The 14,125-nt window shown below is 63.0% G+C and carries 15 protein-coding genes; 10 read left to right on the plus strand and 5 right to left on the minus strand.

The features are described from left to right. Positions 1–201: 201 nt before the first annotated feature. The 10 genes from HKX24_RS08680 (at position 202) to HKX24_RS08725 (ending at position 9,078) form a co-directional block, all read left to right on the plus strand. On the plus strand, positions 202–897 hold the full coding sequence (locus tag HKX24_RS08680; RefSeq protein WP_271692132.1) for an SRPBCC family protein: 696 nt from the start codon (positions 202–204) through the stop codon (positions 895–897). 10 nt (positions 898–907) lie between these two features. Next, positions 908–2,095, plus strand: coding sequence for a zinc-dependent alcohol dehydrogenase (locus tag HKX24_RS08685; RefSeq protein WP_271692131.1), 1,188 nt, complete (start codon positions 908–910; stop codon positions 2,093–2,095). Positions 2,096–2,112: 17 nt separating this feature from the next. Continuing rightward, positions 2,113–2,259 (plus strand): hypothetical protein, encoded by a 147-nt coding sequence (locus tag HKX24_RS08690; protein WP_156505615.1) that lies wholly within the window; start codon positions 2,113–2,115, stop codon positions 2,257–2,259. A gap of 200 nt (positions 2,260–2,459) precedes the next feature. Further along, complete coding sequence (locus tag HKX24_RS08695; RefSeq protein ID WP_271692130.1) at positions 2,460–3,104, plus strand: hypothetical protein; 645 nt, start codon at positions 2,460–2,462, stop codon at positions 3,102–3,104. A gap of 17 nt (positions 3,105–3,121) precedes the next feature. Beyond that, on the plus strand, positions 3,122–4,090 hold the full coding sequence (locus tag HKX24_RS08700) for a Gfo/Idh/MocA family oxidoreductase (RefSeq protein WP_271692129.1): 969 nt from the start codon (positions 3,122–3,124) through the stop codon (positions 4,088–4,090). 88 nt (positions 4,091–4,178) lie between these two features. Next, positions 4,179–5,783 carry a flavin monoamine oxidase family protein gene (locus HKX24_RS08705; protein ID WP_271692128.1) on the plus strand — a complete coding sequence of 535 codons (1,605 nt, stop codon included), beginning with the start codon at positions 4,179–4,181 and terminating at the stop codon, positions 5,781–5,783. 3 nt (positions 5,784–5,786) lie between these two features. Next, complete coding sequence (locus tag HKX24_RS08710; protein ID WP_271692127.1) at positions 5,787–6,221, plus strand: cytochrome c; 435 nt, start codon at positions 5,787–5,789, stop codon at positions 6,219–6,221. Positions 6,222–6,224: 3 nt separating this feature from the next. Continuing rightward, positions 6,225–6,920, plus strand: a complete 696-nt coding sequence (locus HKX24_RS08715; protein WP_271692125.1) for a c-type cytochrome — start codon at positions 6,225–6,227, stop codon at positions 6,918–6,920. An 84-nt stretch (positions 6,921–7,004) separates the two neighbouring features. Beyond that, the gene (locus HKX24_RS08720; protein WP_276153923.1) at positions 7,005–8,426 is read left to right on the plus strand and encodes a potassium transporter TrkG; all 1,422 of its coding nucleotides are present in this window, start codon (positions 7,005–7,007) and stop codon (positions 8,424–8,426) included. Positions 8,427–8,436: 10 nt separating this feature from the next. Next, the gene (locus HKX24_RS08725) at positions 8,437–9,078 is read left to right on the plus strand and encodes a TrkA family potassium uptake protein (RefSeq protein ID WP_271692123.1); all 642 of its coding nucleotides are present in this window, start codon (positions 8,437–8,439) and stop codon (positions 9,076–9,078) included. A gap of 5 nt (positions 9,079–9,083) precedes the next feature. On the opposite strand, the gene HKX24_RS08730 is transcribed toward HKX24_RS08725, so the two are convergent. Genes HKX24_RS08730 through HKX24_RS08750 form a run of 5 tightly spaced genes read right to left on the minus strand, consistent with a single transcriptional unit; the run spans position 9,084 to position 14,117 of the window. Next, positions 9,084–9,800 carry a cytochrome c oxidase assembly protein gene (locus HKX24_RS08730; RefSeq protein ID WP_271692122.1) on the minus strand — a complete coding sequence of 239 codons (717 nt, stop codon included), beginning with the start codon at positions 9,798–9,800 and terminating at the stop codon, positions 9,084–9,086. 18 nt (positions 9,801–9,818) lie between these two features. Beyond that, positions 9,819–10,148: a hypothetical protein gene (locus tag HKX24_RS08735; protein ID WP_271692121.1), complete on the minus strand. Its 330-nt coding sequence runs from the start codon at positions 10,146–10,148 to the stop codon at positions 9,819–9,821. Then, positions 10,145–12,682, minus strand: a complete 2,538-nt coding sequence (gene ctaD / locus HKX24_RS08740) for a cytochrome c oxidase subunit I (protein WP_271692120.1) — start codon at positions 12,680–12,682, stop codon at positions 10,145–10,147. The genes HKX24_RS08735 and ctaD overlap by 4 nt, the downstream gene beginning before the upstream one ends. Beyond that, positions 12,679–13,620, minus strand: coding sequence for a cytochrome c oxidase subunit II (gene coxB, locus HKX24_RS08745; protein WP_271692119.1), 942 nt, complete (start codon positions 13,618–13,620; stop codon positions 12,679–12,681). The genes ctaD and coxB overlap by 4 nt, the downstream gene beginning before the upstream one ends. After that, positions 13,617–14,117: a c-type cytochrome gene (locus tag HKX24_RS08750; protein WP_271692118.1), complete on the minus strand. Its 501-nt coding sequence runs from the start codon at positions 14,115–14,117 to the stop codon at positions 13,617–13,619. The genes coxB and HKX24_RS08750 overlap by 4 nt, the downstream gene beginning before the upstream one ends. Positions 14,118–14,125 lie beyond the last annotated feature (8 nt).

Genomic DNA, 14,125 nt, shown 5'->3' on the forward strand with positions numbered 1-14,125 from the left:
TATTCCTTTGGGCCGGATCGCAGGGGATCAACGGGCGGTTTCCCGAAAAGTTCCTGTTAGGGGCAGCGCGACCGCTGCACACGATGGGTTGATTTCCGCCGGAGCCGCGCTTTGGAGCCACTTCTTCGGAACACCTGCCGCGATCCTCGCGTTCCAGTTGAAACACTCGGTCTGCCATACTTAGCAACAGGAGGTTTCTTGATGACATCTTATCCTTACGATCAGCGCAGCGCCGCCGAAGGCGCGCGGGACGCGCTGACAGAGCGGCAAAGCTCGCTGTTCTGGGGGCTCGGCGTCGGCGCGCTTGCTGGGGCCTCTGCCTATGCGCTCTACGCCGCGCGGCGGGATCGTGACGGGCTGAGCCATCGGCCAGCAGATTCCGCGCCCGGACGCAGCGCAAAACAGGCGCGTTTCGGCGATTATGCCGTCGTCGGACGCACGGTGACGATCGATCGCCCGCGTGACGAACTCTACCGCCACTGGCGCGACTTCACAAAGCTCTCAGAGTTCATGGAGAACGTGAAGGCGGTCGAGCCGATCGACGCCGCGAAGGGTCAGTTCCGTTGGATGATCGCAGGCCCGGCGGGGACAGACCTGCGGGTCGAGACCGAGGTGGTCAGTGACAAACCGGGAAAAGAGATCGCGTGGCGCGCCCTCGACGGTTCGCAGATCGATACCGAGGGCAAAGTCTCGTTCCGCGACGCGCCGGGCGACCGGGGCACCGAGGTGGAGGCGATCATCGCCTATAACCCGCCCGCCGGGGAGTTGGGGCGCTGGATCGCCAAGCTGTTTCAGACCGAACCCGCGCTTCAGGGGCGGCGGGATTTGAAGCGGTTCAAAATGCTGATGGAGACCGGCGAGATCGCCACCTCCGCCAATCGCAAATCGGACAAGTGAGGAGAGAGACATGCGCGCATTGAGATGGCAAGGCAAGCACGACGTGCGGGTCGATACGGTCCCGGACCCGGAAATCGTCAACCCCCGCGACGCCATTATCGAGGTCACCTCGACCGCGATCTGTGGCTCTGACCTGCACCTTTATGATGGCGTGATCCCCGGCGTCATGGCGGGCGATATTCTGGGCCATGAGTTCATGGGCCGGGTGGTCGAGACCGGACCCAAGAGCACCCTCAAGAAAGACCAGCGGGTGGTGGTGCCTTTCACCATTTCCTGTGGCTCCTGCTTTCACTGCAAAAAGACCCAGTATTCGGCCTGCGACAACTCCAACCCGGCGGACAAACAGGATTTGACCGAAAAGCAATTCGGCCACGCGGTCGGCGGGTTGTTTGGCTATTCTCATCTGACCGGCGGCTATCCCGGCGGACAGGCAGAATATGTGCGGGTGCCCTTCTCTGACGTGGGCCCGATAGTCATTCCCGAAGGGTTCGACGATGACGATGTGCTATTCCTGTCGGATATTCTCCCGACCGGCTGGATGGCCGCCGAAAACGCCGACATCGAAGAGGGCGACACCGTCGCCGTTTGGGGCTGCGGCCCGGTGGGGCTTTTCGCCGTGCAAAGCGCGCTCAAGATGGGTGCCGCACAGGTCATCGCGATCGACCACTACCCGAACCGGCTGAACCTCGCGCGGCAGATGGGGGCCAAGGTCATCGACTACACCCAGACCCATGTGCTGGAGGCGCTGATGGAGATGTCGGGCGGTCACGGCCCCGATGCGGTGATTGATGCGGTCGGCATGGAAAGCCACGGTTTCGCGCCCGATACGATGATGGACAACGTCAAACAGGTGGTCGGCGTCGGTGCTGACGGAGGCCATGTGCTGCGTGAAGCGATCATGGCTTGCCGCAAGGGCGGTCGCGTCTCGGTCCCCGGTGTCTATGGCGGCTTCCTCGACAAGTTCCCCTTGGGCGCGATGATGGAGAAAGGTCTGCAAATCCGCACCGGCCAGACCCATGTGCAGCGCTACACCAAGGAGCTGTTGCACCGCATCGCCGAGGGCGAGATCGACACCCGCTTTATGATCAGCCACCGCCTGCCGCTGGAGCAGGCCGCCAAGGGCTATCACAACTTCCGCTTCGATCAGAACGACTGGACCAAAGTGGTCCTCAAACCCGGCATGCAGGCCGCTGCATAGCAAAAAAGGAGAGTGACATGCCGAACGAGCCAGATCACGCCAAAGAGAAACGCCCGCCCCATCGTGAGCGCCACAATGCGCAGGACGACCACGAGGGCGCGGCGCACCGCCCCGAGGAGTTCGACCCAAAGAACCCGCAAAAGGTGGTGAAGCAAGAGAAGTGAACGGCAAAGCAGCGCGAGAAAATCGCGCTGCTTTTATCGCCCGGGCATTTTCCGGGCGCCATCTCACGCACGCAGAAGGGGCAGATTAGACCCCGCGAATATTAACCGATTTCATAGAAAGGCAGAAAAGGATGCCACAGTTTCACAAAACCCTATCGCTCATATGCCTTCTGGGCCCCGCTGGGGCCTTGGCGCAAACGGTGGATCAGACATCCACCACAGCCCCGGAGATGGAGCGGAACACCTCCGCCTCGGATTGGAGCCTAGAGGTGGGCGTCACGCCGAAATTCTTTTACCGTCTCAACGATGGCCCCGGTGCCGCCGAAAGCGCGGAGATCGAGGCTTTTGCGGAGGTCGCCTATGGCCCGGCCTATTTCCACGCCCTCGTTCTATCGCTGGACGACCCAAGGGATGACGCGCAATTCGAACTGACGCTGGGCCACCGTGGCGATCTCACGGAGAAACTGGCCTATGACGCCTATTACACCCGCTTTCTGCGCGATGAGACGGGCGATGTGCGCGGCGAGTTGCATGGCAAATTCGACTATAGCGTGAGCGAAGAGTGGCGAGCCACCGTCGATCTGGGGGGCGAGCCGGAGCGGGGCGATTGGGTCTATAAGCTCGAAGGCGGCTATACGTTCAACGACCGCGTTGATGCCTATGCCTTTGTCGAGCGGGACGATATTCTGGATTATACGGGCTATGAGGTCGGGGTGAACTACGATCTCGACGAGGGCAACGCGCCGCTCGATGCGTCATTGCTCAGCTATGTGAACCACACCGAGGGCGGCGACACAGTCTTCGCGGTTCAGATCACGCTGTCGCGTTTTCTACTGGGCGATTGATGCGGGGGGAAACAGCTATGGCAACTGAAAAGAATTTGGTTCTGCTCGGCGGGGCGCATGTGCATCTGTCCGACCATCTGGCGCATATCGCACAGCGCGGCTGGCGCGTCTCTCAGGTTTTCGACCGGGATGAGGCGCGCCAAGTGGCGCTTTGTAGCCAGCTCAAGGCCAGCCGGGTCGCGCTGACTGACCTTGCCCGATTGGATGTGCGCGGCGCGATTGTGTGCAGCGAAACGGTGTTTCATGAGGAGGAAATCACCGCCGCCCTGAACGCCGGTCTGCCGGTTTTTGTCGAAAAGCCGATGGCGGGCAGCGCCGAAGCGGCGCGCCGCTGCGCTGACTTGGCCTGCGAAAAGGGCTTGGTCTTGGCGACGGGGTATTTCCTACGCAGATCCGCGGCGCTTAACCACCTGCACGAGAGTATCGCGCGGGGCGCATTGGGCCAGGTGCTAGAGGCCCGCGGACGCTTTTCCCATGACGGCGGCTATGCCGATTGGCTCGACCTCGATTGCTGGATGACCGACCCGGCGCGTGCCTGCTATGGCGGGTTCGTGGATGAGGCGGTGCATGTCATCGACCTTTTTCAATGGCTTGTCGGCCCCATCGTCTCGGGCCATGCGGTCACCGGCAACGCGCTTGGCTGGCCGGTGGATGACCACGGCGCGGCCCTGATCGAATTCGCGGCCCCGCCCGGCACCGGCGTGGTTGAGGCAGGCTGGACGGATAGCGAAATGCGCCTTGAGTTGGACATCGTGGGCGAGGCCGGTTGGGCGCGTCTGCGGGCGGGTGTGCTGGACCTCGGCCTCAGAGGGCAGCAGAAACCGGTCGAAAGCATAGAGCTTCCCCCACTTGATGCAGGCGAGGGGGTAGAGCCGTTTTTGGACACTTTGGAAGGCAAGGATGCGACCGGCCTTGTGCCGCCGCAGGACGCCGCGCAGGTCAATGTCTTGCTCGATGCAATGAAACTCAATCGCGGCGGATCGTGATTTTTCCGACCTTCTTGGAACAATGACCTACGGCAGGCGTTCTTTCGTTAATTGGTCAAAAAATTTACCTGAAATAGGAGCGGTCTTTATGTCCCACCCCTCCAACGTCCGGCCCCCATCACGGCGCGATCTTTTGAAAATGATCGGTCTGGCCGCTGGTTCCTCCACTATGCTGCACGCCATGTCCTCCCTCGGGCATGCCCGGCAAAGCCCTTACAAAGGCCCCATCGAACTTTCCGGCGCGCCTCAGGGGCGCAAGGTTGTTGTGCTGGGGGCGGGTCTTGCGGGCATGTGCGCCGCGCTGGAGCTGCGCAACGCGGGCTACGAAGTCAGCATCCTAGAGTATCAAAAGCGCGCCGGGGGCCGCTGTTGGACCCTCAAAGGCGGCGATGAATTCGAAGAATTGGGCGGCTATAAGCAAAAGGTCGAATTCTCCAAAGGGCAATATATCAACATCGGCCCTTGGCGCATTCCGCATCACCATCTGGCGCTCTTAGACTATTGTCACCGGTTGAACGTGCCGCTTGAAGTATTCGTTCAGGAAAACCAAAACGCCTATCTCCATTCGCAAACGGCATTCGACGGCAAACCAATTCGCTATGGCCATGCTTGGGCGGATTACGTGGGCCAGATCACGGAATTGCTGGCCAAATCGGTCGATAAAGGGCGGCTTGATAGCGCGCTGACCAAAGAGGACACTGAGATCCTTTTGGAATCCCTGAAATCCTTTGGCATCCTCAACAATGATTACAGCTATGAGGCCAGTCTCGATACCGCTGAATACCGCGGCTATCCCGAGAATGGCGCGCCGGGCGGGGGGCTTTACAACGCCGCGCCCGAACCTTCTGAGCCGATTGCCTTGGAGGACCTGCTGAAATCCCGCTTTTGGGAAAAGATGCGCAACCACACGACCTACCGCCACCATGCGCCGATGTTCCAGCCCGTGGGCGGCATGGAGGAGATCGCCCATGCCTTTGCCCGGGAGGTGGAGGATACGATCACCTATAACGCCAAGGTTGACCGGATCCGGCAGACCGAAAGCGGGGTCGAGGTCGAGTATTCCGGCGCCGATGGCGAAGGCAGCGGCGGGGTTGAAACGGCGGATTACTGTATCTGCACCATCCCCTTTACCGTGCTCAGCCAGCTTGATGTCGATGTCTCTGCCGACATGCGCCGCGTCATGCGGGCGCTGCATTACCATGAGGCGGTGAAAGCCGGGCTTGAGATGAAACGCCGCTTTTGGGAACGGGATGAGCAGATTTACGGCGGCATCACCCTAACCGACCTGCCCATTGCCGAGATCAGCTATCCCTCGGCTGAGATGCATTCCGATGGTCCGGGCGTGCTACTGGGCTGCTATGCCTATGGGCCACATGCCTATGCCTTCAATTCGATGTCGCCCGAAGAGCGGCTTGAAACCGTGCTGGAGCAGGGCGCGCGGATCCACCCGCAGTACCGGGATGAATTCAGCAGCGGTGTGGTGCTGAGCTGGCACCGGGTGCCGTGGATGCTGGGCTGTTATTCCGATTGGGATGACCGGGGTCGCGATTATGAGATCGCCGCGACCATGGACAACCGTTTCGTCTGCGCGGGGGAGCATATCAGCTATCTGCCGGGCTGGCAGGAAGGCTCTCTGCTCTCCGCTCTGGATGCGGTGCGACAGGTCCATGACCGCGCGGTGAAGGAGGGTTGAACCATGCGTTATCTGATCTTTCCCTTGCTCATGACGCTCGCCACGCCGGGCCTTGCGCAGGAGGACAATTCTCAGGTCGATGTCGGCCGGCGTGATCTGGGCTCCACCACCGAGAAATTCACCGATAGCGAGGGGGCCGATCTTTACCGCCGCGCCTGTTCGGGCTGTCACGGGCCAGAGGGCGAGGGGGCATATGGGGCCGGGAAATACCCCGCTTTGGCCGCCAACCCGCGGCTGGGGCACAAGCGCTATCCGGTCAACCTGATCCTTGAAGGCAATGGCGCCATGCCGGCCTTTGCCGATTGGCTGGACGATGAACAGGTCGCCGCCGTCGTGTCCTACATCCAAACCAACTTGGGCAATGACTACGAAGGCGATGTCACCGCCGAAGACGTCAAGCGTATGCGGGCCGAGTTCGCCGATCTGGAGGAGGGGTAGACCATGCGACTTTCAATTCTTGTTCCCTTTGCCACCTTCATCGCCTGTGCCGCTGCGGCGCAGTCTCCGCCACCGCTCTTTGACGACGCCGATGATGGCGGCGTGGAACGTGCCCCGGATACCGCTTTGGGCCGCACCGTCGCCTCGGGTGGCGCGCAGCAGGGCGGTGTCGGCATGAAATGCATGGCCTGCCACGGTCTGGATGACGCAGGCGCAGGCTTGGGCGAGATGCCCGGTCTGGCCGGGTTGCCCGCCGATTATATCGAAGCGCAGCTTCAGGCTTTCATGGCGGGTGAACGGTTTTCGCCGATCATGGTGCCCATCGCCACCCAGTTGACCGAAGAAGAGCGTTTGGCCGTGGCGGATTACTACGCCTCCGTCGCGCCGAAACTGTCCAAGTTCGATCACGGTGCCCCGACCGATGTGGTGCAACAGGGCGGCGCGCTTGCGGCCTCTGGCAGTGACAGCGTGCCAGCCTGCAACCAATGCCACGGTGGCAGCGACACAAGCGGCGCGGCGATTCCGCGTTTGGCAGGGCAATCGGCGCAGTATATCGCCGATCAACTGGTGGCTTGGCAGAACGGCGACCGGGCGAATGGGCCGCTTAACGTCATGGAAGACATCGCCAAATCGCTTAGCGATGAGGAAATCCGCGCGGTTGCCCTATACTACCAGCAGACGCCGCCTGATGCGGAATAAAGCTACACCACCACGGATACAGATGGCCCCAAGCTGATGGCAATTCGCCCGGCCTCTTTCTTCCGGTCGGGATCCTCGACCGTGATGACCGTCGCGCGGCCGCGTGTAATTGCGCTGACCCTCGGCAAACACGCGCCGATCTTTGGCGCGTTGTGCCTGCCACCCGGCGCTTGGGCATTGGCCGAGGGGGATTTGCTGCTGGCGCTGGTCCTGCTCGCGCCTGTTGTCCTCTCGGGCGTGGTGCATGTCGCGGTGCGGTCGCGCCCGCTGCCCGATGATCTGCGCGGGATGGAAGCGATGATGACCGTGGCTTTGGTCTTTCTCATCGCCGCGCTGTTGACCACACCCGCTTTCGTCACCCTTGGCATGCCCCCCATAGATGCGTTTTTCGAGGCGGTGAGCGGCATCACCACCACCGGCCTTACGGTCGCGCAGGAGGCGGAAAGCTGGCCTTTCGCGGGCCATGTCTTGCGCGGCTGGATGCAGTGGTGCGGCGGCTTGGTGATCGCCACGGCGGTGCTGGCCCTGCTGCTACCGCGGGGGCGCCCGGCGCGGCGTTTGGGGCGGGTCGATATCCAACAGGGGGATCGCATTTCCTCGACCCGAGAGCAGGCGCGGCAGCTTCTGACCGTCTATAGCGCGCTGACCTTGGTCATGGTGCTGCTGACCATGCTGGTGATCCCCGATTGGCGTGAGGCATTGGTGCTGACCCTCGCCGCGATTTCGACCGCAGGGTTTTCCCCCCGGGCCGACAGTCTGGCCAGCTATTCGCCGCTCGGGCAGGGCATGGTTATCTTGTCCTGCGTGTTGGGCGCGATATCGCTGCTGGTCTTTGTCTTTGTCGGCCAGGGGCGGCACCGTGAGGCTTGGAAGCTCGGCTCGGTCCAGCGGGTGCTGGTGGCGATTGCACTGGCCTTGGTCATTTACCTTGCTGCGGTGCTGACCACCTCCCAAGATCGCGAACTTACGCTCTACGCCCATGCGCTGAACCTGATCTCGGGGCTAACGACGGCGGGGTTTTCCACGGGGCCGGTCTATGATGCCGGTCCCGCGTTGCTGATCCTGTTGCTGGCGATGCTTTGGGGCGGAGATGCCGGATCGACGGCGGGGGGGCTTAAGCTCAGCCGTCTGCATGTCTGTATCGGCGCAGTGGTCCATGCGGTGCAGCATGTGCGGCTCACTGAACATGCCATCGCCCCCCTGCGCCACAGTGGCCGGCCCGTCTCGACCGAAGCGGTTGTGTCGCTTTTGGCGCTGGTGCTCATCTATTTCAGCTTTGCGGGGCTCTTGTGGTTTCACTTCGTGGCCCATGGCTACCCCCCGTTGCCCGCTTTGTTCGACACGATTTCAGCGCTTTCGACCGTGGGCCTCTCGACCGGGGCGGTGGGGGCGGACATGCCCGGCGATCTGAAACTTTCGGTCGCCTTCGCCATGTGGCTGGGCCGGTTGGAATTCATCGCGGTGCTGGCGCTTTTGCTGCCACGCAGTTGGACCCGCCCAAGTTAGGAGATTACCCATGCGTATCGTCATCATCGGCGCGTCGAGCTTTGGCCTCGCCATCGCGGAGGAGTTGATCGAAACCGACCGCGAGGTCGTGTTGATCGACAAGTCGCGTGAGTTGTTAGAACAAGCGGCAGAGCGGATCGACTGCGGCATGATAGAGGGTGACGGCAGCAACCCAGACGTGCTGCGGGAAGCCTTTCGCGACGAAGACGATGTGTGCATCGCCGTGACCAACGCCTCCGAGATCAACATTCTGGCGGCGCTCATTGGCCGCTCTATCGGCTATGGCCGGGTGATCCCGCAGATCACCTCGAATGCGCTGCTGCGGGTCTGTTGCGAATTGGGTTTGGACGATGTGATCAACCCCCATGCCAAGGTCGCCGAAGACATCGTGGATATGCTGACCGGCGATGACGAGGCAATGAAAGAGCCTCTGCTACAGGATGATCTGCTGCTGACCCGCGTCACCGTGCCCGAGCGTTTGGCCGGGGAGCGGTTGGACCTGCCGGGGCAAGGCCGCCTTGTCGCGCTGATCCGTGACGGGGAAGAGCAGTTGCCGGGGCGGGATGTGACCCTGCAAGAGGGCGACGTTTTGATCGTGGTGCTGCCGCGCGACAGGCAGGAAGACCTGACCAAAGCCTTCGCGGCAGGTTGAGCCGCTCAGCCCGCGCTTTGGGCCAGCGTATCTTGCCGCAGAAGTTGCCGCACCTGAAGCGCCACCAGCACCATGAACAGGCCGCCACCTGCGACCCACATGAGCGCGCCCGCGAGTTGCTGGTCAGCCAAGGCGGAAAGCCCATAGGGCAGGGCGGTCAGCTCGTGCCAGCCATGCCACACCGTGGGGGCGAGGGTGAGGGTCACCGCGAAGGCGGTCAACTGTGCCGCGGTAAAGACCGCAGGCACCGCCGCCTGCGCCCCGGCCCCGCGGAACCCCATGAAGAGCGCAATCGCGCAGCCTGTCAGCGACAGATGCATCGCCCAATAGACAAGGTCAGACTGCAAGGTCGCCGCATAGGGCGTCGGGCTGTGCCACCCCCAAAACAGCAGGGCGAAGACCAAGGCGAGGGGCCAGAGCGGCAGCCGTACCTTCGGCAGCGCCGCCGCGATCATCGGTGCGGCAATCAGCGTGAGCAGAATATGCTGTCCCACCCGGGCCGAGAACAGCGCCATCGAGGCCGCGCAGAGCGGGGAGATGAACAAGAACGCCACCAGCGCCGCACCGCTCAGCGCTTGGCCCCGCCGCTCGGCCCGCGTCCAGAGCAGGGCCGCGAAAGCCAGCAGCCCGACCAGCAGAAAGGGGTCGAGGGTCCAACGGGTCAAAAGCTCTCCGGGGAGGGGCGGTGTGCCGCAGAATGGGGTATAGGCGTCCTGTTGCATGAGGGGTCTCCTCTTTCTCTATCCGTGGCAGCCGGGCAGGATCAGCACCGGGGTTAGATTGGCCAGCGTGGCGATGAGCGAGATCAGCCCGGTCCACCATCCCGCGCGCAGAAGGGCGGTCTCATCCCGGTTCAGGTCCGACCGCCGACCGCTATGTGCGCCCCGCCACATCCAAAAGATTTGCACCATTGCCATGGCAAGCGTCAGCACGACGGCGATCATCAGCAGGTGGTCCTGCCCCAGCAGTGCGCGCGGCGCGCAGGCGGCTGAGATCAGCGCGTAGATCAGCGTGAAATGCAGCGCCCAGAGCAGGGCTGGTTTGGCGATGCCTTCGGTCAGACCTCTCATATTGTGCCTCCTGCCAGCAGATAGGCCGCCGCCGTGACCCCGCCCATGATGGCCACCACCTTGGCGAATGTGGCGATGAGCAGGTTGGGCAGCATTTGCCCCGGCTGAACCGCGCCCACGGCTTTGCGCAGCGCATTGATGAGCGACCAGTAGAGCACCACGGCAAGGTATCCCGCTACGAAGGCGAAGAGCGCCCAGCCCACGGCGGCATAGGCCGACCCATAGGGATCGACCTCTTGGATCGACAGGAACAACAGCGCGCCCAAGGCGATGGCCCCCACGGCCAGTCCCAGATCGACGGCGATGACCAATTTGACCTTGGCCCCATAGGCCGCCCGGCGGCTGGCCCAGCTGAACAGCAGCAGGCCCAAAGCGGCGAGGGCTGCCAGACCCGCCATGAGCGGATCAGCGGCGGGTGTCGTCTCGGCCCAATGGGGCTGGGTGTTCCACAGGTAAAGCCCGGCAAAGAGCAGTGAGGCAAAGAGCGCGGCGGAGATTAGCATCGTGCCCACCACCGCCAAATGCAGGTGACTGCGCGGGTCGACGATATTGACCGGCAGGCGCAGTTTGCCCAAGCCGCTGTCGCGCAGCACGCCGCTGTCCGACGGCTCCCAAATCCACGCGGTGATCCCCGCCAGCGCGATGGCGAAACCGACCGCCACCAGCCAATAGGCCGAAGCCAGCGTCGCGCCAAAGCCAAGCGCCAGACCGAAGGCCGTGATCAGCGGCACCCATGTCGGATGGGGCAGGCGCACGATCTGCATCGGCGCGCCGGTCACGGGGTCATTGCCCATAGTCTCGCGCCGGTGGTCGGTGGTGGGGCGCAGCGCGCCTTCGACCTTATGCGCCGGGCGGTCCAGCAACTCGGGCTGGTCCCAGAGCGGCTCACGCGAGCGGACGGTGGGAATGGCGTGGAAGTTGAACCCCGGCGGGATTGGCGGAGAGAGCCATTCGAGCGTGCCCGCGCCCCAAGGATTGCGCCGCGCCCGCAGCCCGTGACGCTGGTGCCAAAAGAAGTCGAAGACAAAGAGCACCACGCCCGCGGCCAGAATGTAGGAGCCGATCGACGACAGCATGTTGAGCCGGTCCCAGCCCAGCCCCTCGGGGTAGCTGGCGATCCGACGCGGCATGCCGCGCATGCCCGTGAGATGCATCATGAAGAAGGTTACGTTGAACCCGATGAACATCAGCCAAAAGACCCAGCGGCCCAGCGTGTCCGACATCATCCGCCCGGTGAAATGCGGCATCCAGTAGTAGAGCGCGCCGAACATCGGGAAGACGAAGCCGCCGATCAGCACATAGTGCAGATGCGCCACCACGAAGTAGCTGTCATGGGCCTGAAGGTTGAAGGGTACCGCGGCCACCATCACGCCGGTGAGGCCCCCCAGCACGAAGATGAACAGGAACCCGAGGATGAAGAGCATTGGCACCTCCATCCGCGGCTTTCCCTGTGCCAGCGTGGCGAGGAAGCAGAAAATCTGTACCCCCGTCGGGATCGCCACCATCGTAGAGGCGGCGGAGAACAGCGTCAGCGACATCACCGGCAGGCCCGTGGCGAACATATGGTGCGCCCAGAGGCCGAAGCTGAGAAAACCCATCGTCACCACCGCCGCCACGGCAAACCCGTAGCCGAAGAGCGGCTTGCCCACGAAAGTCGGTAGCATCGTCGCCACCATGCCCGCGGCGGGCAGGAAGATGATGTAGACCTCCGGGTGGCCGAAGAGCCAGAACAGGTGCTGCCAGAGCAGCGGGTCGCCGCCAAGCGCGATGTCGAAGAAGGGCAGACCCAAAAGGCGCTCGGCCTCCAGAAGGATCGAGCCGATGATCAGCGGCGGAAAGCCCACGGCGATCATGAAGGCGGTGATCAGCAGATACCACATCAGGATCGGCATCTTGGTCAGGCTCATCCCCGGCGCGCGGGTGCAGAGGATCGCGGCGATGATCTCCACCGCCGCGGTCACGCTGGCGATCTCGGCGAAAGTGATGCCGATGAGCCAGAAATCCGCCGAGAGGTCCTGCGTATAGGCGCTGGTCGAGAGCGGCACATACATGAACCAGCCCCCCGCGGGCGCGGCGTCGAAGACGAAGGACGACAGCACGATGATGCCGCCGAAGAGGTAGCAGTAATAGCCAAAGGCCCCGAGCCGCGGAAACACAAGGTCGCGCGCGCCAACCATGAGCGGGATGAGATGCACCGCGAACCCCTCGAGCATGGGGATCGCGAAGAGGAACATCATGATCGTGCCATGCATCGTGAAGACCTGATTGTAGGTCTCGGAATCGAGGAAGGTATTGTCCGGCACGATAAGCTGGGTGCGCACCAGAAGGGCGAGGAAACCAGCGATCAGAAAAAAGACGAAGCCAGTGACGAGGAAACGCTTGCCCACAACCCGGTGGCTGACCGAGGACAGATAGCGGATGCCCGGCGGGGCGTCCCAGATCCGCTCGAACCCCTTGTCCGGCGCGCCCTTGGCACTGCCGGAATAGGTCTGATCCTCGGGCAGATCCACGACATATGCTTTACGGTCCGTCATTTAAGGCTCGCCAGATAGGCCGAGAGCGCGCGCAGGTCGGGCCCCGGCAGATGATTGTAAGAAGGCATCTTGGCCCCCGGTTTCATCGCGGTCGGATCCGCGATCCAACCCGCTAGCGTGCCTTGGTTCATGCGGTACATCCCCGCCCCAAGACTGCCGCGCGCGCCCACGCGGGTCAGGTCGGGCCCAAGCGTTCCGGTCTCAGCCACGCCGCGGATGGTATGGCAGGCGGGGCATCCCGCCTCGACAAAGACATCGCGCCCGCGGGTCAACTCCGCGGTGGCCGCGTCTCGCGCCTCGCCACTGCTGCGCTGCATCCAAGCGTCGAAGTCTTCGGGCTCCATCACGACGACCTCAAAGGCCATCTTGGGGTGCGACAACCCGCAGAACTCAGCACATTGCCCGCGAAAACGCCCCGTTTCGGTCGCCATGACCGGCAGGCTGTTCACCCGGCCCGGGATCATGTCCATCTTGCCGGTAAGCTTGGGCACCCAGAAGGAATGGATCACGTCGCTCGATTTCAGCCGAAAGGTTACCGGGCGGCCTTTGGGGATGATGATCTCATTGGCGCCGCGCATGGCCCAGCCTTCGGGGTCATAGACCACGTCCCACCAGAACTGTTTGCCGGTCACTTCGATGACCAGCGCCTCGGGGTCTTCCAAGGTGATGCGTTGCAGGATGACGGTGGAAAAGCCCATCAGGATCAGAACCGAGACGAGCGGCAGGGCAATGCCCCCCGCCCAGATCCACCATTTGCGCGGCGCGAGCTTACCGGCGAGGACGCCCCAGACGAAGAGCAGCAGCAGCACGAAGACCACGCCGAAAGCGACCGTCATGCCGATGGTCAGCCCGTTGATCGCCGTGGCGCCAACCCCTTCAGGCGCCAGGGCGGATTGCACGCCGTATTCGCCAAGCGTGGACTGTGCGGTCTCGCTCATTCGCGCACCTCCGATCCCAAAAGATAGGCAGCGATGTCGCGCGCTTCGTCACGTTTCAGGCCAAGGTTCGGCATGGCGGTCTCAGGGCTATGGGCGGGCGGGTTCATCAACCAACGGGTCAGATCGCCGGGGCGGTTCGGCAAGACGCCCGCCACATAGGATTGTCGGGCGAAATCATGCAGATCAGGGCCAACGGTACCTTGGGCATCGCGCAGCCCCGGCACACGGTGGCAAGCGCCGCAGCCATGAAGCCGGATCAGGGCAACCCCGCGCTGCGGGTCGGCATCCAGAAACCGGCGCGAGGCGGCTTCGTAATCCGGGGTCTTTTCCACCAGACCTTGGCGTATGTTGATCCGGGCCCAGTCCGAAACCTGCCGAGAGGCCTCTCGCATCGGATCGGCCACTGCGGCGGCAAGGCTGCTTTGCGGCGGCAGTGCGGACCAGACCATCGCGAGGGTGGTCAGCAACAGAACCGATATGACGGTGAAGACGCGCATGCCTCAGC

The organism is Sulfitobacter sp. M85 (genome assembly GCF_029285915.1).
GTDB lineage: Bacteria > Pseudomonadota > Alphaproteobacteria > Rhodobacterales > Rhodobacteraceae > Sulfitobacter > Sulfitobacter faviae.